19 protein-coding genes and 1 tRNA gene are annotated in these 16,868 nt (G+C 58.1%); 10 read left to right on the top strand and 10 right to left on the bottom strand.

The window, feature by feature from the left end; genetic code table 11:
- Positions 1-31: 31 nt before the first annotated feature.
- Positions 32-643: a glutathione transferase GstA gene (gstA, locus tag HU754_RS16265; protein WP_186624299.1), complete on the top strand. Its 612-nt coding sequence runs from the start codon at positions 32-34 to the stop codon at positions 641-643.
- An 86-nt stretch (positions 644-729) separates the two neighbouring features.
- Positions 730-1,110, top strand: a complete 381-nt coding sequence (locus HU754_RS16270) for a RidA family protein (protein ID WP_186624300.1) — start codon at positions 730-732, stop codon at positions 1,108-1,110.
- Positions 1,111-1,194: 84 nt separating this feature from the next.
- Here HU754_RS16270 and HU754_RS16275 read toward each other — a convergent pair whose 3' ends face one another.
- Positions 1,195-1,704 (bottom strand): hypothetical protein, encoded by a 510-nt coding sequence (locus HU754_RS16275; protein ID WP_093433109.1) that lies wholly within the window; start codon positions 1,702-1,704, stop codon positions 1,195-1,197.
- Between the two features lie 209 nt (positions 1,705-1,913).
- Between HU754_RS16275 and HU754_RS16280 the strand changes: the two genes are divergently transcribed.
- Positions 1,914-3,902, top strand: coding sequence for a peptidase U32 family protein (locus HU754_RS16280; protein ID WP_186624301.1), 1,989 nt, complete (start codon positions 1,914-1,916; stop codon positions 3,900-3,902).
- Between the two features lie 113 nt (positions 3,903-4,015).
- Here the strand turns inward: HU754_RS16280 and HU754_RS16285 are convergent.
- Positions 4,016-4,090, bottom strand: a tRNA-Gln gene (locus tag HU754_RS16285).
- A gap of 319 nt (positions 4,091-4,409) precedes the next feature.
- On the opposite strand from HU754_RS16285, the gene HU754_RS16290 reads away from it, so the two are divergent.
- Positions 4,410-5,438 carry an alpha/beta fold hydrolase gene (locus HU754_RS16290; RefSeq protein ID WP_186624302.1) on the top strand — a complete coding sequence of 343 codons (1,029 nt, stop codon included), beginning with the start codon at positions 4,410-4,412 and terminating at the stop codon, positions 5,436-5,438.
- 204 nt (positions 5,439-5,642) lie between these two features.
- On the opposite strand, the gene HU754_RS16295 is transcribed toward HU754_RS16290, so the two are convergent.
- The 5 genes from HU754_RS16295 to HU754_RS16315 all read right to left on the bottom strand — a co-directional run bounded on the left by HU754_RS16295 (position 5,643) and on the right by HU754_RS16315 (position 10,395).
- A complete protein-coding gene (locus tag HU754_RS16295) occupies positions 5,643-5,999 on the bottom strand; it encodes a DUF6124 family protein (protein ID WP_099759009.1) in 357 nt (118 codons plus the stop codon).
- 118 nt (positions 6,000-6,117) lie between these two features.
- Positions 6,118-6,483, bottom strand: a complete 366-nt coding sequence (locus HU754_RS16300; protein WP_093433121.1) for a DUF6124 family protein — start codon at positions 6,481-6,483, stop codon at positions 6,118-6,120.
- Positions 6,484-7,080: 597 nt separating this feature from the next.
- The gene (locus HU754_RS16305; RefSeq protein ID WP_186624303.1) at positions 7,081-8,106 is read right to left on the bottom strand and encodes a GlxA family transcriptional regulator; all 1,026 of its coding nucleotides are present in this window, start codon (positions 8,104-8,106) and stop codon (positions 7,081-7,083) included.
- Positions 8,107-8,216: 110 nt separating this feature from the next.
- Complete coding sequence (locus HU754_RS16310; protein ID WP_367617432.1) at positions 8,217-9,416, bottom strand: radical SAM/SPASM domain-containing protein; 1,200 nt, start codon at positions 9,414-9,416, stop codon at positions 8,217-8,219.
- Between the two features lie 85 nt (positions 9,417-9,501).
- Positions 9,502-10,395, bottom strand: coding sequence for a LysR family transcriptional regulator (locus tag HU754_RS16315; RefSeq protein ID WP_186624304.1), 894 nt, complete (start codon positions 10,393-10,395; stop codon positions 9,502-9,504).
- A gap of 115 nt (positions 10,396-10,510) precedes the next feature.
- Between HU754_RS16315 and HU754_RS16320 the strand changes: the two genes are divergently transcribed.
- From HU754_RS16320 to phnE, 6 genes are all read left to right on the top strand, one after another.
- Entirely contained in the window at positions 10,511-10,903 is a 393-nt protein-coding gene (locus HU754_RS16320) for a RidA family protein (RefSeq protein WP_095126556.1), read from the top strand.
- 89 nt (positions 10,904-10,992) lie between these two features.
- A complete protein-coding gene (locus HU754_RS16325) occupies positions 10,993-11,712 on the top strand; it encodes an SDR family NAD(P)-dependent oxidoreductase (RefSeq protein ID WP_186624305.1) in 720 nt (239 codons plus the stop codon).
- 129 nt (positions 11,713-11,841) lie between these two features.
- Positions 11,842-12,705, top strand: coding sequence for a putative selenate ABC transporter substrate-binding protein (locus HU754_RS16330; protein ID WP_099758997.1), 864 nt, complete (start codon positions 11,842-11,844; stop codon positions 12,703-12,705).
- Positions 12,702-13,499 carry a phosphonate ABC transporter ATP-binding protein gene (locus HU754_RS16335; protein WP_186624306.1) on the top strand — a complete coding sequence of 266 codons (798 nt, stop codon included), beginning with the start codon at positions 12,702-12,704 and terminating at the stop codon, positions 13,497-13,499. Before HU754_RS16330 ends, HU754_RS16335 begins: the two co-directional genes overlap by 4 nt.
- Positions 13,493-14,317: a PhnE/PtxC family ABC transporter permease gene (locus HU754_RS16340; protein WP_095049978.1), complete on the top strand. Its 825-nt coding sequence runs from the start codon at positions 13,493-13,495 to the stop codon at positions 14,315-14,317. Before HU754_RS16335 ends, HU754_RS16340 begins: the two co-directional genes overlap by 7 nt.
- Positions 14,314-15,081, top strand: a complete 768-nt coding sequence (phnE, locus tag HU754_RS16345) for a phosphonate ABC transporter, permease protein PhnE (protein WP_186624307.1) — start codon at positions 14,314-14,316, stop codon at positions 15,079-15,081. The genes HU754_RS16340 and phnE overlap by 4 nt, the downstream gene beginning before the upstream one ends.
- 51 nt (positions 15,082-15,132) lie before the next feature.
- On the opposite strand, the gene HU754_RS16350 is transcribed toward phnE, so the two are convergent.
- The 3 genes from HU754_RS16350 to HU754_RS16360 are packed head-to-tail and all read right to left on the bottom strand — an operon-like array spanning position 15,133 to position 16,769.
- Entirely contained in the window at positions 15,133-15,543 is a 411-nt protein-coding gene (locus tag HU754_RS16350; RefSeq protein ID WP_007919113.1) for a hypothetical protein, read from the bottom strand.
- A gap of 4 nt (positions 15,544-15,547) precedes the next feature.
- Entirely contained in the window at positions 15,548-16,480 is a 933-nt protein-coding gene (locus HU754_RS16355; RefSeq protein ID WP_186624308.1) for a hypothetical protein, read from the bottom strand.
- A 16-nt stretch (positions 16,481-16,496) separates the two neighbouring features.
- A complete protein-coding gene (locus HU754_RS16360; RefSeq protein ID WP_186624309.1) occupies positions 16,497-16,769 on the bottom strand; it encodes a YkgJ family cysteine cluster protein in 273 nt (90 codons plus the stop codon).
- Positions 16,770-16,868 lie beyond the last annotated feature (99 nt).

The following is a 16,868-nucleotide window of genomic DNA, read 5'->3' on the forward strand; positions in this document are numbered from 1 at the left end:
ATCTGGCGCTCTCTCTCAGCAAGGAAGTGCCATGAAACTGTATTTTGCGCCCATGACCTGTTCGCTTTCCCCGCACATTGTGCTGCGAGAACTGGGTTTGCCCTTCGAACTGGTTCGCGTCAACAACCAGAGTAAATGCACCGCCGATGGCCGCGACTTTCGCGAGATCAACCCAAAGGGCTACGTTGCAGCGCTGGTTCTGGATAACGGCGAAGTGCTGACGGAGGGGCCGGCGATCCTGCAGTTTCTGCTCGATCAGGTGCCCGGCAACACACTGGCGCCACCCTTGGGTTCATGGGAGCGCACGCGTTTGCAGGAACATCTGAACTTCATCAGTACGGAAATTCACGGGGGCAGTGCACCGCTGTTCAATGCGCAGATCCCGGAATCGGTCAAAACGATTTTCCGCCACACACTGTTCAAGCGCCTCGACTACCTGAATCAGCAACTGTCGGCTCGGGACTATCTGATGGACAAATTCGGCGTCGCCGATGCTTACCTGTTCACCGTGCTGAAGTGGCTGCCGACCTTTGCCATCGACATACAAAACTGGCCAGCACTTGCCAGCTACATGCAGCGCATCGGCGCCCGCCCCTGCGTTCTTGCAGCCATCGCGGCGGAAGCCGCGACGCAGCCGGTCTGACCGGCCTCTGTTGCCACGGAGCGGGCCATGTCGACGCTGTATCTGTAAACTGCGGCCCTCTTCACTCGCTCACTCAAAGGATCAGCATGGCTAACCAAGACATCACCTTCACTCCAGATCCGGACGCCGACTCGATTTCCTCGGACGTTGCCACATTCAACGGCATCATGGTTTCCACCCAGATTCCAACCCGTGCCGACGGCAGTCTGGAACTGGGCGATATCACCGCGCAAAGCGAATGCACCCTGCAAGCGCTGGAAGTTGCGCTGGAACGTGCCGGCAGCTCGATGGATCGGGTGATGCACTTGACGATCTACCTGACCGACATGGCGGATCGCGCGGCATTCAACGAGGTGTACAAGCGCTACTTCGCCAAGCCTTGGCCGGTGCGTGCGGCGGTGGGTGTGGCGTCGCTGGCGGTTGAAGGGATGCGCGTAGAAGTCACCGCGATGGCGGCCAAAGCCTGAGCGCCACTCCTTTCAGGTCATCAGCCGCCGCCTCATAGAGGCTTAAAACCCGAGCCAAGCCTGTAAAGGCTGGCTCGCGTCTTTTCAGGATCGCTTCCGGGCTTCAAGTGGCCCAGTGGCAACAAGCGATAACTTTCCTTCCTTTACGCGATATTTTTTGACTTCACCTTGGTCTTCAAACTCAAAGTCGAAGTGGAAATTGGCGGTTATCGAACCGTTCGCGTCATTTCTCTGAAACTTAATTTTTCCCGCCTTGGCATAGATGATATTTGGGGTCATTGTGATGAGCCCTTGAACACTACTACCCAGCCCCCCTATGTCGTGTTCTCCATCGGGTAGCTCGTTATCAATAACGAACGACATTATTTCGATAATGTTGTTCGCATCCTCTCGATGGTGCGCGATAAGGCTAAAGGTTTCGGCGGATCCGAAGTACAGAGCTTTACCTTCTTGGGTTGCCTGAAATACCGGCCCGACAAGGTGCGGATGGGCAGGGTCAATCACTGCTTTGTAGTAAATTTCCGGCGCGTGGGCCCCTCTGTTCAAATTATTTTTGTTGATACCTAAATAACGAAAATGGTCTTTATCGTTCATAGCAACATGTCCTTTTCGTAATGAATGGTCGGCGAATGACTTCGTTACTATTTCCAACTTACGTCTGAACAACAACTGACAGGTCTGACAGTTGTGCGAATCCGCGAAACGTGCCAAGCGCGATTTGCAGACCATCGGTACATAGGTGCCGACATGTCGTTTCACGGGTAGAATGCGCGCCTAACCGTGACAGCCTGACTAAAAAAACTATGTCCTTGCCCAAGCATCACCTGGAATTGCTCAGCCCTGCCCGCGATGTCGCCATCGCCCGTGAGGCGATCCTGCACGGCGCCGACGCCGTGTACATCGGCGGCCCGAGCTTCGGCGCGCGCCACAACGCCTGCAACGAAGTCAGCGAAATCGCCGAGCTGGTGGAATTCGCCCGCAAGTATCACGCGCGCATTTTCACCACCATCAACACCATCCTCCACGACAACGAACTGGAGCCGGCGCGCAAGCTGATCCATCAGTTGTACGACGCTGGTGTCGACGCGCTGATCGTTCAGGATCTGGGCGTGATGGAGCTGGACATTCCGCCGATCGAGCTGCACGCCTCGACGCAGACCGACATCCGCACCCTTGAGCGAGCGAAGTTCCTCGATCAGGCCGGTTTCTCGCAACTGGTATTGGCCCGTGAGCTGAACCTGCAGGAAATCCGCGCGATCGCCGACGAAACCGACGCCGCCATCGAGTTCTTCATTCACGGCGCGTTGTGCGTGGCCTTCTCCGGCCAGTGCAACATTTCCCACGCGCAAACCGGGCGCAGCGCCAACCGTGGCGACTGCTCGCAGGCTTGCCGCTTGCCGTACACCCTCAAAGACGAAAAGGGTGGCGTGATCGCTTACGAAAAACACCTGCTGTCGATGAAAGACAACAACCAGAGCGCCAACATCCGCGCCCTGGTTGAAGCCGGTGTGCGCTCGTTCAAGATCGAAGGTCGCTACAAGGACATGGGCTATGTGAAGAACATCACCGCCTATTACCGCCAGCGCCTCGACGACGTGCTCGAAGATCGCCCGGATCTGGCCCGCGCCTCCAGCGGCCGCACCGCGCACTTCTTCCTGCCTGATCCGGAAAAAACCTTCCACCGTGGCAGCACCGACTACTTCGTCACCGATCGCAAGATCGACATCGGCGCTTTCGATTCGCCGACCTTCACCGGTCTGCCGGTTGGCACCGTCGAGAAAGTCGGCAAACGCGACATACAGGTTGTCACCCAAGAGCCGCTGTCCAACGGCGATGGCTTGAACGTACTGGTGAAGCGCGAAGTGGTCGGTTTCCGCGCCAACATCGCCGAAGCCAAAGGCGAGTTCGAAGAAGACGGCGAGAAGCGCTACCGCTATCGCGTCGAGCCGAACGAAATGCCCGAAGGCCTGTTCAAGCTGCGCCCGAACCACCCGTTGAATCGCAACCTCGATCACAACTGGCAGCAGGCGCTGCAGAAGACCTCTTCCGAGCGTCGCGTGGCCCTGAGCTGGGTCGCTCGTCTGCGTGAAGAACAGCTGGAAGTGACTGCCACCAGTGAAGAAGGCATCAGCGCCAGCGTCACCCTCGCCGGTCCGTTCGGCGTGGCCAACAAGCCTGAGCAAGCGCTCGAACAGCTGCGCGATCTGCTCGGCCAGCTCGGCACCACGCAGTACCACGCCACCGACGTCAAGCTGGATGCGCCACAGGCGTTCTTCATCCCCAACTCGCAGCTCAAAGCCCTGCGCCGTGAAGTGATCGAGAACCTGACCGCTGCCCGTGTCGCCGCTCATCCGCGTGGCGGCCGTAAAGCCGAAAGCAGCCCGCCGCCGGTGTATCCGGATTCGCACCTGACCTTCCTCGCCAACGTCTATAACCAGAAGGCGCGCGACTTCTACCACCGTCACGGCGTGAAGCTGATCGACGCTGCGTACGAGGCTCACGAAGAGCCGGGCGAAGTGCCGGTGATGATCACCAAGCACTGTCTGCGCTTCTCTTTCAACCTGTGCCCGAAACAGGCGAAAGGCGTGACCGGCGTGCGCACCAAGGTTGCACCGATGCAGTTGATCCACGGCGATGAAGTGCTGACGCTGAAGTTCGATTGCAAGCCGTGCGAAATGCACATCATCGGCAAGATGAAAGGCCACATCCTCAACCTGCCGCAACCGGGCAGCGTGGTCGGCCACATCAGCCCCGAAGACCTGATGAAAACCATCCCGCGCGCACCGCACTGAGTGGATGACGTGCGCGGTGCTTCGGCGCCGCGCACGCCTGCCCTGCACCACCGGGCTAAATCGCAGGCATAAAAAAACGCCAACTTCTTGCGAAGTTGGCGTTTTTTCGAATATGGCAGGGGCGGCTGGATTCGAACCAACGCATGGCAGGATCAAAACCTGCTGCCTTACCGCTTGGCGACGCCCCTACTGCTCTTTCCAGCTACTCCGTTAGTTTCGCTGTGAGAACGGGGCGCAATTTACCAAGGTTTTTTTGCTTTGGGAAGCGCGAAGTGAAATATTTTTTGTTTTAAAACAGCGACTTAATATTTTGGCCTGAATCAGGTCCAGGGTGAGTCGGTTTAACCGCCGTGTATCACACTGTGTACGACCCCCACCGCGACACATCGACTTTCAACAAAGCCGTTCTTCGACACAGGCCAGATACGTCTCCGCGCTCAAATGCACTCAAGGTTTCAGGTGTTCATTCAGAACCCTTGGCCAAAGGCTCGCAAAGGAGACGTCACCATGAAGATGGCACTGCACACCCGCAAAACTGCATTCGGCTTGTCGATTCTGGCTGTGTCGCTGTTCGGCGCTTTTGGCAGCGCTCAGGCGCAAACCATTGAACCGGCCGCCGTCAGCTATTCCGCGCCCTCGCCCTTCGGCCCGCTCAAACATGTGAAGGCTGGCGTGCTTGACGTCGCCTATGCCGAAACCGGCCCCGCGAATGGCCCGGTGGTGATCCTGTTGCACGGCTGGCCCTACGACATTCACAGCTACGATGAAGTCGCGCCGCTGCTCGCGGCCAAGGGTTATCGGGTGTTGATGCCGTATGCGCGCGGTTATGGCGATACGCAGTTCCTCTCCAAGGACACCCTGCGCAACGGTCAACCAGCGGCGCTGGCCAGTGACGTCATCGACTTCATGGATGCGCTGAAGATCAAACAAGCGGTGCTCGGTGGTTATGACTGGGGCGCGCGTTCGGCGGACATCGTTTCGGCGCTGTGGCCGGAACGTGTGAAAGCGCTGGTGTCGGTCAGCGGCTATCTGATCGGCAATCAGGCTGCCGGGCAAAACCCGCTGCCGCCCAAGGCTGAGTTGCAGTGGTGGTATCAGTTCTACTTCGCTACCGACCGTGGTCGTGCCGGTTACGAGAAAAACACTCACGACTTTGCCAAGCTGATCTGGCAACTGGCCTCGCCGCAGTGGAAATTTGATGACGCCACGTTCGACCGCAGTGCCAAAGCGCTGGAGAACCCCGATCACGTCGACATCACCGTGTTCAACTACCGCTGGCGTTTAGGCCTGGTGCAGGGTGAAGCGAAATACGCCGCGCTGGAACAGAAGCTCGCTACCGCGCCGTCGATCAACGTGCCGACCATTACCCTCGAAGGCGACGCCAACGGCGCACCGCACCCGGCGCCGGAAGATTACGCCAAGCGTTTTACCGGCAAGTATCAGTTCCGCTTGATCAATGGCGGGATCGGGCACAACTTGCCGCAGGAGGATCCGCAGACGTTTGCCAAAGCGGTGATTGATGCGGATCACCTGTAGAAACAAAAAGGCAGTCAGCCGCTCAGGCTGACTGCTTGATTATTTGAGGGTGGAGGGATGGTCACGTTTTGCAGATGCTTTGCCTGAACGGACGCCATCGCGAGCAGGCTCACTCCTACAGGGGGAACGCATTTCAAATGTAGGAGTGAGCCTGCTCGCGATCACGCCCGACCAGACACCCTCAACCCCGACTAACGTGCGCGATCACTCGGTTGGCACAACCAGATCCAGCGCCTTGTTCACCGCCAACTCCCCCAACATGACCACTTGCGCAATACCCAGCAGGGTATGACGATTTGCGCCCTCCAGCATTCCGGCAAAATTACCGAGCATGACCGACGCGGACGCCAGGGAGCCGCAAGCATTGGTCAGCAGCGACTCCGTGTCTGCTTGCGGGTTGGCCATGAACAGAGCATTGGGCGTATAGGGTGTGGCCATGATCGCGGCAGGCAACAGGTAATGGTCGAGTGCACGCTCTGCCGCTTCGTGGAGCTTTCTTGAATTGGGCGAGGCGTACGGCGATATCAGGTCAGTGACCGGTGGTTCGGGTGGCTGGGACATCAGCTGAAACTCCAGACAAGAACCGTTGGCGGCTCTTTGATAGAAGGCGTGAAGCGCCGCGATTACAGACGCTTCTGTGCAATGAGGGAGCGAGCCCCCTCACCCATCTGCTCCGCGACTAGTGCGGCAAGCGCTGGTTGTCCAGAACTCGGCCGACCACCAGCTCGCTGAGCATGATCACCTGTTGCAGGATCAGCATCTTTTTGCGCTGTGAGGGTTCTATCGAATCGGCGAGTTCACGGGCCATGTCAGTGGCGGAGGACAAGGTTTCAGTGGCTTCGACGAGCAGGGTTTCGTTATCCACTGTGGGGTCGATGAGGTAGATCTTGCCGGTCTTGCGGGTGGGTACTGAGGTCTTCAGCGCTGAGGGGTTGAGATAGAAGTTGATCGCGCGGTCGGTGGCCTCTTTGATGTTTTGAGGTTCGAGTGCGGCGTCGTAGGGGATTGGATCGGTTTCTGGCGGGTTTGGCGTAATTTTGAACATAGATGACACTCGCTTAGCAAAAAATAAGGAGCCATCACTCACGCTACCAAACGAGGTGGTGACCATTGCGCAGGTTGGTAGACCGGTCTAAGCGAGTAAACCCCGGCGCTCCCGAAGGAGCCCCACGCATGGCCACCATAAAAAACCGAGCCCCGAAAAGAGACTGCATATAGCGGCGCATAACGCTTAGAAAACGGGCTACCAAACCCGATCACTGTTTTGCAGTGACAGGGAAACGATACAGCCCGCCTCAAGGCGCGTAAGCCGGCGGATTCTGGCGTACGCGTAGGCAACGGCGCAAGGTGTTGTAGCCGTTATGGCGTAACAGTGCGTGTAAGTTAAACGTGCGTGGGTGATAGCGTTTAAAAGCCCCTCACCCTAGCCCTCTCCCAGAGGGAGAGGGGACTGACCGGGGTGTTTGGGAGAGCTACGCCGACGTGGGATACCGAGGTGAATTTTGGTGACGAAGCGGTTGGTGCCGCCTGCAAGTTCCCTCACCCTAGCCCTCTCCCAAAGGGAGAGGGAACTGACCGGCTGTTTGGGGGAGGTACGCCGACGTGGGATACCGAGGTGAACTCAGGTGGGTGACGGCTTGGGTTATTTGACCAGGCGTTTTTCTTTGGAAGGTCTGTAGCCGAAATATGAGCTGTAGCATTTGCTGAAATGGCTTGGGGAAACGAAGCCGCACGCGACCAGCACTTCCACTTGTGAAAGCTCAGTGTGCTGCAACAACCGTCGCGCTTCGGTGATGCGCAGTTCCAGGTAATAGCGCTGCGGCGTGGTGCCCAGTTGTTCCTTGAACAAGCGCTCCAGCTGACGACGGGATCGGCCGGCATACACCGCCAGTTGCTCCAGCTCCAGCGGCTCTTCCAGATTGGCATCCATCAGCTTCACCACTTCACGCAGCGGCGCACTGACGCAAATGTTCTCGTCCGGTTTGATCCGCCGGTAACGCGATTCTTCGAAGGCGAGGATGTCTTCGATCCCTTCGACCAAGGCTTTACCGTGCAGACTCTTGATCCAGTCCAATGCCATGTGGAACGCGCCGGACGGACTCGATGCCGTGAGCCGGTCGCGGTCGATCACGTAAGGCTCACTGCTGACGTGGGTGGTTTTGGCGATTTCGGTCAGCGCCGGGCGATGTTCCGGGTGGATCGCGCAGCGATAGCCGTCGAGCAATCCGGCGCGGCCGAGGAACCACGAACCGTTCCACAACCCGGCGAGGCTGATGCCCCGCTCCGCTGCAACCTGAAGCAAATGAATAAACTCCTCACTCGCCCGCAGCTCAGTGCGATAACCGCCACACACCACCAGCAGATCCAGTTGCGCCAGCGCGGCAGAATCCAGACGTGCGTCAGGGCGGATGACCAGCCCCAGATCACTGACGACTTCGCCGTCACCCAAACCAAACGTGCGCGAGGAAAACAGCCCCGGGCGCAGCAGATTAGTGGTGACAACGGTGTCCAGCGCCTGGGTAAACGCCGGTAGCGAGAAATGTTCGAGCAGCAGAAAGCCGGTGCGGGTCAAGCGCGGGTCTTCCGCGTTTTGCTCATTCAGATAGCGGAGGTTTTTCCCCTTCATGCCTCCGCTGAATTGGCGTCGTTCGATCAAGTTCGGGTCCATCGGTCATGTTGTTGTGCGCCGATAGTTGGCTTGATCGGTCAAAGAGTCAATCACGCCGGTGAATGGCGAACAGTTTCAGTGGGGGGGTTGTCCGCCAATCCATCTCTGACTCAAACAGCCGAGAAAACCCCGGCGCCTAAACGCCCCTCGAGACGCCCACACAGCACGTAGTGCTGATAGCCGCTGGAGAACGATCCCTGGGAAATCGCGATCCTGACATCGTCATTCAATCGAAGGTACTGGGCTTCATCAAAGTTTTCTGCGCTGACTTCGCCCGCACGCCCGAGACGCTCGCTGTCCACCGTGAGACCTTGGCTGGCGAAATGCTCGAAATCGATGATGCGATTCACCGCGTGCCGCTCCAGCACACCCTGATTGGGATGCATCGAGTAGATATGCAGACCTTTATTGGCGCAGCGGTCGCACATGTCGACACAGTTTTTCTGCGTCGATTTACGCCGCGTCAGCTCTTCAAGCGGCATGTCGAGGTACTTGCCAACCTGATACTCGGTCTGATTGAAGATCGTGCAGCAAAGCACCGTGTTGCCATTGCAGTCGATGACCAGCCAGTCATCCTTGAGCGTGCACGCCATCTTGGGAAATTGCTGGATGACGTTGACGAGATCGTCGTACGGCGGCAATGCGAGGCGTTTCAGGGTGTCAATGTCCGTAGCCGTGACAGACGGGTCACGCTCGACAATGGCCAGTGTCTTCTCCAGCGGCATCATCACCGAATACCCGGTGGTGAAGATGAAGCCAAGACGCTCACTGAACGCGCGCATCAGTGATTCTTCTTCGATGTTATCCAGGTAGCGGTGATAGTAAACATCCACACGGGTTCTCAGACCCAGGCGCTGTTTGATCTCCTGCAGGGCGATCATGTTTTGTTTTACAACTTCGATATCGCCGCCGACATGGCCCTTTTCGTAGGTCTCCTGGTAAAAACCCGAGAGCGAAATACGGAAGTAACTCGGCTCGGCCATCAGGGCCTTTTCCATATTCTTGGCGAGATTAAGGTTGGTGCTGATACCGCTGCCCATGCCGGCAGCATTAATGATCTCGATAAATTCGCCAATTTTTGGATGAATCAGCGGCTCGGTCCAGTTATAGAGGTAGATCGTGTCGACGCCCTCTGTCTTGGCCTTATCGACAATCTGCTTGAACATGTCGAGCTGCATGGCTTTTTTGAAATTGAGATTTTCCGAGTTGCCCATTGGGCAAGACGGGCAGCTCAGATTGCACGCACCGACGATATCGATGTACATATTCATGCGGGTGAAGCTCCTAGAATTGAAAGCCATGCATCTCATCACTACGGGCTTTCAAGTCGCCTGATTGTGTTGGTATTTTGACGGCACTGGCACAGCAGCTAGCAATAACTGCACCACAATGCTTCTACGCCATTAACTCAACGACCCAATCGATAAACACGCGCAATTTCAGGCTGACATGCCGGTTCGGCGGATAAGCAATGTAGAGCGGCATCGGCGCGAGTTTCCAGTCTTCGAACAGCGGCACCAGCTCGCCACGCGCTTGATGGGCGGCAGACATGTACTTGGGCAGCCACAGCACGCCCATGCCCGCCAGGCCTGCCGCGAGGTAGGCGTTGCCGTCATCGACTGCCAATACGTGCCGTCCCTTGATTTGCAGGTTTTCGCTGGCGTTGTACAAGGCATATGGCACCGGTTTGCCGGTGCGTGCCCAGAGAAAACCGACCACGCGATGGTGGCTGTCTTCCAGGTCTCTCGGGTGCGCGGGAATGCCCGCGCGCGCCAGGTATTGCGGTGCGGCAAACACCCCCAACTGCAGATCGGCGACCTTGCGTGCCATCAGCGACAGGTCCATGAGTTCGCCGCCGCGCACCACGCAATCGACGTTCTCATCAATGATGTCGACAATACGGTCGCTGACGCCCATGTCGATCTGGATATCCGGATAGCGCGCGTGAAACTCGGGCAGGGCCGGCACCAGAATCAACCGTGCGAGCGGACTCGGGACGTCCACTCGCAGCCGGCCCGAAGGTGATGCCGCCGCGCCGGGCAGGCTGGTTTCGGCATCATCGAGGTCGGCGAGCAAGCGGATCACGCGTTGGTAATACGCCGCGCCATCGGCGGTGACGTTGACCTTGCGCGTGGTGCGATTGAGCAACTTGACCCGCAGGCGCGCCTCCAGTTGCTGAACCAGTTGGGTCACGGTGGTCTTGCTCATGTGCAAGGTTTCCGCCGCTTTGGTGAAACTCCCCGCCTCGACCACCCGGGCGAAGGCCTGCATTGCGTCAAAACGGTCCAAGGTGTGCCCTCGATTGTTTGGATTTCACAAACAGTGAACGCCAAGCTTGCGCGTTTATCGCTGGCCTGCAAATACCTACAGTGGCTCCATCAACTCAAATGAAGGAGACACTCCCATGACTCAGCGCGATGTTGTTTTTCCATCCGCACGCCGCACGCTTTACGAACGCCACCGTTACTCGCCAGCCATTCGCTCCAACGGTTTTCTGTTTGTTTCGGGACAGGTCGGCAGCACCGAGGACGGCACGCCAGAGCCGGACCTGAAAAATCAGGTGCGTCAGGCGTTCACTAACCTCAATGCAATCCTTGCAGAGGCCGGTGCCAGCTTCGATGACGTGGTCGATGTAACCGTATTCATCGTTGACCCCCAGTCGAAATTCGAGACGATCTGGGATGTGGTGCTGACCGAGTTCTGGGGCGAGGCGCCGCATCCGACGGTGACGGCGGTTGGTGTGACGTGGCTGTATGGGTTTGATTTCGAGATCAAGGTGATTGCCAGGTTGCCGTAAATATCCGGACACACCCATTCGTTTGCCATTTCAGAGGTCGTCTGTTTGCATGCTGCCCCACATCAGCATTCAGATCAGGGAGAGGATCGATGAACATTTTGGTGGTGGGTGCCAGTAAAGGCTTGGACCGAGCTTTTATCGAAGGTTTGGGTAACGCGGGAGACACACTGATTGGTGTGTCCCGCACGCGTCCCGAAGGTTTGGTGTGCGAGGCAGAGCATCCAGTACGCTGGGTGGAAGCCGATCTGATGAATCCGGCCAAAGCCGCGCACGCCATCGAGCATGCGGTCGTCGACGATGGGCTGGATACGCTGATCTACAACCTCGGTATCTGGGAAGAGTCGGCTTTCGATCCAGCCTATGACTTTCTCGACAGTCCGGACGACGAATTGCAAGCCATCGTCAGTTGCAACATCAGCGCAACAATCCTGTTGATCAAACGCCTGCTTCCGCTTCTGCTGAAAAGCCCCCATCCCAGAATCATCCTCACCGGATCGACTTCAGGCCTGCCGCAAAGCGGGCGTCCGGAAGTCGCCTTCGGCGCCTCCAAATTCGCCCTGCGCGGGATTGCCGATACGCTGCGCGAAGGCTACCGGCAGCAGCGTCTGGCGGTGACTTGCCTGAATCTGGGGTATCTCAACACCGAGGATCGGCTGAGCACGCTGCGAGATCTGGCTGCGCAGCGTGGCGAGGGTCAGCTGATTCCAGTTCACGATGTCGTTCAGGTGGTGCGCATGATTCTGAGTCTGTCTTCGGCCAGCTACGTCAAGGAACTCACCCTGCCGGCAATCCTCGACGAACGCTTTTGACCGTTCCTGCCCTGATGGCGCTGGCCTTTACGCGTGCGAATACGTATAACCTCGCCGATTCGTCTACCCTCACGTTGCGCCCTGGTTCAGCACTTCACACTTTTTGACGCTCACGAAACGGAGAATTCCATGCTCAAACGAACACTGGCACTGACCGCCGGCCTGGCCCTGTCCTTTTCTACTTTGGTGGTGCAAGCCGCTGACGTTTTGCGCGTCAGCGCGATTCCCGATGAAGCCCCGACCGAGTTGCTGCGCAAGTTCGAACCACTGGGTGCTTATCTGGAGCAGCAACTGGGCATGAAGGTGCAGTTCGTGCCGGTGGCCGACTACCCGGCAGTGGTTGAAGCACTCGCGACCGATCGCCTCGACATGGCCTGGCTCGGCGGTTTCACGTTCGTGCAGGCACGTTTGAAAACCGACGCAACGACGCCAGTGATCCCGTTGGTACAACGCGAACAGGATGCGCAGTTCACCAGCAAATTCATCACCGCTGACCCCAATGTGCATAGCCTCGCCGACTTGAAGGGCAAGACCTTCGCTTTCGGTTCGGTGTCGTCGACTTCCGGCAGCCTGATGCCGCGTTACTTCATGCTGAAAAACGACAACATCAAGCCTGAGGGCTATTTCAGCCGTGTCGCCTACTCCGGCGCCCACGACGCCACCGTGGCCTGGGTGCAGGCTGGCAAGGTTGACGCCGGTGTGCTGAACGCCAGTGTCTGGCAGAAACTGGTCGACGCCGGCAAGGTCGACACCAACAAGGTCAAAGTCTTCGCCACCACCCCGACCTACTTCGATTACAACTGGACTGTGCGCGGCACCCTCGACCCGGCACTGGCCGCGAAGATCAAGAAAGCCTTCCTTGATCTGGACCCGGCCAACCCTGAGCAGAAGAAGATTCTTGATCTGCAAGCGGCCAGCCGCTTCATCGAGACCAAGCCCGAGAACTACAAGGGCATCGAGGAAGCCGCCCGCGCCGCCGAACTTCTGAAATGACCCTACGCCTCAAACAAGGCAGCCTGCGCCACGCCAATGGAGTCGACGCCCTGCGCGGTGTCGACTTGCAGATTGGCGTCGGCGAACAGGTGGCCATCATTGGCCCGTCCGGAGCCGGAAAATCGAGTTTGCTCAACCTGCTGGCCACCGCCCTGCGGCCCAGCAGCGGCGAGATTGAAGTGCTCGGCGAACGCGCCTGGCACTTGTCTGCCCGCCAGCGTCAGCGTCTGCGCGCGCGGATCGGCCTGGTGCATCAGGCGCCGCCACTGCCACCGCGTCAGCGTGTAGTGACGGCGGTGCTGGCCGGCAAGCTCGGCCAATGGAGTCTGGGTAAAAGTCTTTTGAACCTGTTGCATCCGCTGGATGTGGCCGGTGCGCGCGCGGCGTTGGCGCGACTGGACCTGGGCGACAAATTATTCGCGCATTGCCAGCAATTATCTGGCGGCCAGTTGCAACGCGTCGGTATCGCCCGCGTGTTGTATCAGGCGCCGGAAATCCTCTTGGCCGACGAACCGGTGTCAGCCATGGACCCGGTCATGGCCGGGCACACGCTGTCGATCCTCTCGCGGCATGCCCGCGAACATAACGTCACGCTGGTGGCGAGCTTGCATGCGGTGGATCTGGCGCTGTCGCACTTCCCGCGAATCATCGGTCTGCGCGACGGGCAGATTCTGTTCGACAGCGCCTCCGCTCAAGTCAGCCCCGAGATGCTCGACGCGCTGTACGCCAACGAAAAACTGCAATCGCCGACCGCTGCGGTGGCGCCTTTGACTGTGCAGATTCCACGATGCTGAAAGCCGATTCACGCGATCCCGCTGCATGGCCACGTCTGCTGCTGACGTTGCTGGCGATTGCTTTGCTGTGGCCGGGCATTCAGCTCAGCGAGCTGAATCTGGGCGTATTGCTCCCCGACAGCCAGAATGAAATGGGCCGTTTTGTCGCGCAATTCTGGCCACCAGCGCATGACGAAGCGTTTTTGCAGTTACTGTTCAAAGCCACCCTGCAAACTCTGGCCATCGCCACCGCCGGCATGGCTTTGGCGCTGGTGTTGGCGATACCGGCGGGCCTGGTCGCCAGTCGTGCGCTGTCGCTGTCTGCCGCGTCACGCGGTGGCGTGCCGAGCCGACTGGGGCGTCTGTTGCGCTGGCCGGTGCGCGGACTGTTGATTTTCCTGCGCAGCGTGCCGGAAATCGTCTGGGCGCTGCTGTTTGTGCGCGCTGTAGGGTTGGGGCCGGCGGCCGGTGTGCTGGCCATCGCCATCACCTACAGCGGCATGCTCGGCAAAGTCTATGCGGAGATTTTTGAATCGACCGATCAGCGTCCGGCGCACGCACTGTTGCAGGCTGGCAGCGGCCGTCTGGCGGCGTTTGCTTACGGCACGTTGCCCAACGTCGGGTCAGAACTGCTCTCGTACACGGTCTATCGCTGGGAATGCGCGATCCGCGCGTCAGTGGTGATGGGGTTTGTCGGTGCGGGCGGTCTGGGTCAGCAGATCGACCTGTCGATCCGCATGTTCGCCGGCGGTGAAGTCGCCAGTATCCTGCTGTGCTTCCTGGTGCTGGTATTGGCCGCCGACCAACTCAGTCGCCTGCTGCGCTGGAGGCTGACATGAACCGGCTGATCAACTTGCTGCTGATCGCCGGTATTGCGCTGGCGGTCATCGCGTCTTTCGCTTATCTGGGACTGGATCTGGGCGAGGTGGGCAGCGCCACCAGCGTCAAGCAGATGGGCGCGTATGTGCAGCGTTTTCTCAGCCCGGACTTGAGCGCGGACTACCTGAAAGCCATCTTGCATGGTTCGATGGAAACTCTGGCGATGTCGGCCCTCGGCACCCTGCTCGCCGCTGTGTTCGGCATCATTCTCGCCCTGCCCGCCGCCGGGCGTTTCGGCTGGCCGCTGCAAAGTGCCTCGCGCTTGCTGCTCAATGCCTTGCGGGCGATACCGGAACTGGTCTGGGCGGCATTGATGGTGCTCGCCGCCGGCCTCGGCCCGAACGCCGGCACCCTCGCCCTCGCCCTGCACACCACCGGGGTGCTCGGTCGCTTGTTCGCCGAAGCCTTGGAAAACACGCCACCGCAACCGGCCGAAGCCATTCGTTTACAGGGCGGCAACCCGATTCTGGCCTTCTGCTACGGCACCCTGCCGAACCTTGCGCCACAACTGCTCGCCTACGTTCTGTACCGCTGGGAAAACAACATCCGCATGGCCAGCGTGCTGGGTTTTGTCGGCGCTGGCGGATTGGGGCAGATGCTCTATGTGAGCCTCAGCCTGTTTCAGGAAGCGCAAGCCAGCACGGTGATTCTGGCGATGCTGGTGCTGGTGTTTGTGGTCGACTGGTTGAGTGCGTGGAGCCGGCAGCGTTGGGTGAATGCATGAGTATCTGTGGTAACCGGCGCCTCATTCGGCGCCGGCCTGACGAGACTTTAGTCAGATCTCGATGGTTTTCACCTCGGGGTTATACATTGCCCCGATAATTTCCCGTGCGCCTGCCAATGGAGATTCTTTGGTGATACTGACAATCGCGCCAATCGACGAACTGATCAACTCACTGTTGCCGCTGGCAATACCTTTGTCCAACGCCTCAAAGAATCCGCTGATGGTCGTGGCCCTCTCCTTGAACATCCCCGAGAGATACTGCTCCAGCACTTTGCGTTGACCTTCGATTCTGGCCAACTGCGTTTCTTTATAGGCGTTGATTTCCGTTCGTTTGGTTTCTTCAACCTCGGAAATTTTCTTGTACTCGGACCAAGCCGACACGAGCATTTTAAAAGACTCGCCGGCGGTATCAGCCGGATTGACGGGGAGCTTTCCTACCAGGCCTGCAATTTCATTTTTCATGGTCTCAGTCCAGGGTCAGAATGCCGGTAAGTGTGCGTTTGATGTCTTTAGTTGCGCCGCCGTCATCGGCAATGATCGCGACATCCAGGACCTTCTTGAGCCCCACTCCCAAAGCCAGCATTTGTTCGAATGCGACGGGGTCATTATCGTTATCGACTTTGACCTGCTCGAAACGTATGACTAACTCATTGATGGTGTTGGTGATTTCCTTGGCATTGGAGCGAACGCCTTTGAGTGTGGTCTTGACCACCTCCATATTGGCAATTGCCGTGGCAACCTCCGCTTCATACTGGTGTGCCTTGGTCAGGGCTTCTTCCGCTTTGCTGGCCATCATGAAACCGCCGATGGCCAGCGCCGGGCCCAGCACAATCCCACCCAACGCCAACATACCGCCAGCCATGCCAAAACCGCCTGCACTGAGTGCCCCACCGCCAAGCCAGGCCAGCGTGGCATTGGTGGCCGCGACGCCTGAAAGTCCGGAAATGGCAGCTCCGGTGGAGGCGCTCGCCAGCGCACCGACCGAACCGTAGGCACCGATTGCGGCCAACGCGCCACCGCCGATACCGGAAGCAAGACCCTTTTCAATTTCCAAAGAGTTGAGTACGAGCTTTTCGTAATCCTTGAGCTCTTCGATCGTCAGGTCTTCGTTAAACCCTTTCAGCGTGCTTTTGGCGTTCTTTTGTTTCTTGATCGCTTCGACCAGATATTTGATCTGGTGGGTGAACGTGTGAACCTTCAATTCACCCAGCGCTTCCAGCTCGCCTTGAGTCTCCTTGCGAGACTTGTCGAGGCTTTTGGAAGCCTTGTTGTATTGGGCTTCCGCCTCTTCGCCAATCTCCTTGGCTTTATCGAAGTTGCCCGATGCCTGAACCCCCTTCACGACGCCTGTAGCCGCCAGTGCAGCTGCTGCACCCCACAAAATAAACGGTAATGGCATTTCAGATCCCTCTCGATTAATTAGCGACAACAATCAAATTCTGCTGCTGCATTTCCTTACAAGCGTGAGCGTTCGCAGCGTAGTAATCCTCAAGGCGCATCGTCCCCGCCAGTCGCTGATCGTAAAAATCATCAATCCGGCAGATCAGCGGCCTCTTATCGTAAATACGGCACAGATGAGTGCTTACTTCGAAATTGACGCACACGCCATCTCCCCTGTTCAAAGAGGCATAGAGGTGTGATTTATCAAGATTTCTGCAGCACAGACCGCACTTAGTGCAAGGAAACATGATGACTTTTGAGTAGCGATCCTTTGCTCATCCTTCACATCCTGTGTTCGTCATTGGCACATGGCCGGGGAGAAGTGAGGAGAAAGATAGCTCAGTGCC

The organism is Pseudomonas zeae, from assembly GCF_014268485.2.
Lineage (GTDB): Bacteria > Pseudomonadota > Gammaproteobacteria > Pseudomonadales > Pseudomonadaceae > Aquipseudomonas > Aquipseudomonas neuropathica.

What these genes read in the sequence shown, in the direction of transcription:
- gstA (WP_186624299.1), top strand. Translation starts at nt 32, where the DNA reads ATGAAACTGTATTTTGCGCCCATGACCTGTTCGCTTTCCCCGCACATT.
- HU754_RS16270 (WP_186624300.1), top strand. Translation starts at nt 730, where the DNA reads ATGGCTAACCAAGACATCACCTTCACTCCAGATCCGGACGCCGACTCG.
- HU754_RS16275 (WP_093433109.1), bottom strand. Translation starts at nt 1,704, where the DNA reads ATGAACGATAAAGACCATTTTCGTTATTTAGGTATCAACAAAAATAAT.
- HU754_RS16280 (WP_186624301.1), top strand. Translation starts at nt 1,914, where the DNA reads ATGTCCTTGCCCAAGCATCACCTGGAATTGCTCAGCCCTGCCCGCGAT.
- HU754_RS16290 (WP_186624302.1), top strand. Translation starts at nt 4,410, where the DNA reads ATGAAGATGGCACTGCACACCCGCAAAACTGCATTCGGCTTGTCGATT.
- HU754_RS16295 (WP_099759009.1), bottom strand. Translation starts at nt 5,999, where the DNA reads ATGTCCCAGCCACCCGAACCACCGGTCACTGACCTGATATCGCCGTAC.
- HU754_RS16300 (WP_093433121.1), bottom strand. Translation starts at nt 6,483, where the DNA reads ATGTTCAAAATTACGCCAAACCCGCCAGAAACCGATCCAATCCCCTAC.
- HU754_RS16305 (WP_186624303.1), bottom strand. Translation starts at nt 8,106, where the DNA reads ATGGACCCGAACTTGATCGAACGACGCCAATTCAGCGGAGGCATGAAG.
- HU754_RS16310 (WP_367617432.1), bottom strand. Translation starts at nt 9,416, where the DNA reads ATGAGATGCATGGCTTTCAATTCTAGGAGCTTCACCCGCATGAATATG.
- HU754_RS16320 (WP_095126556.1), top strand. Translation starts at nt 10,511, where the DNA reads ATGACTCAGCGCGATGTTGTTTTTCCATCCGCACGCCGCACGCTTTAC.
- HU754_RS16325 (WP_186624305.1), top strand. Translation starts at nt 10,993, where the DNA reads ATGAACATTTTGGTGGTGGGTGCCAGTAAAGGCTTGGACCGAGCTTTT.
- HU754_RS16330 (WP_099758997.1), top strand. Translation starts at nt 11,842, where the DNA reads ATGCTCAAACGAACACTGGCACTGACCGCCGGCCTGGCCCTGTCCTTT.
- HU754_RS16335 (WP_186624306.1), top strand. Translation starts at nt 12,702, where the DNA reads ATGACCCTACGCCTCAAACAAGGCAGCCTGCGCCACGCCAATGGAGTC.
- HU754_RS16340 (WP_095049978.1), top strand. Translation starts at nt 13,493, where the DNA reads ATGCTGAAAGCCGATTCACGCGATCCCGCTGCATGGCCACGTCTGCTG.
- phnE (WP_186624307.1), top strand. Translation starts at nt 14,314, where the DNA reads ATGAACCGGCTGATCAACTTGCTGCTGATCGCCGGTATTGCGCTGGCG.
- HU754_RS16350 (WP_007919113.1), bottom strand. Translation starts at nt 15,543, where the DNA reads ATGAAAAATGAAATTGCAGGCCTGGTAGGAAAGCTCCCCGTCAATCCG.
- HU754_RS16355 (WP_186624308.1), bottom strand. Translation starts at nt 16,480, where the DNA reads ATGCCATTACCGTTTATTTTGTGGGGTGCAGCAGCTGCACTGGCGGCT.
- HU754_RS16360 (WP_186624309.1), bottom strand. Translation starts at nt 16,769, where the DNA reads ATGTTTCCTTGCACTAAGTGCGGTCTGTGCTGCAGAAATCTTGATAAA.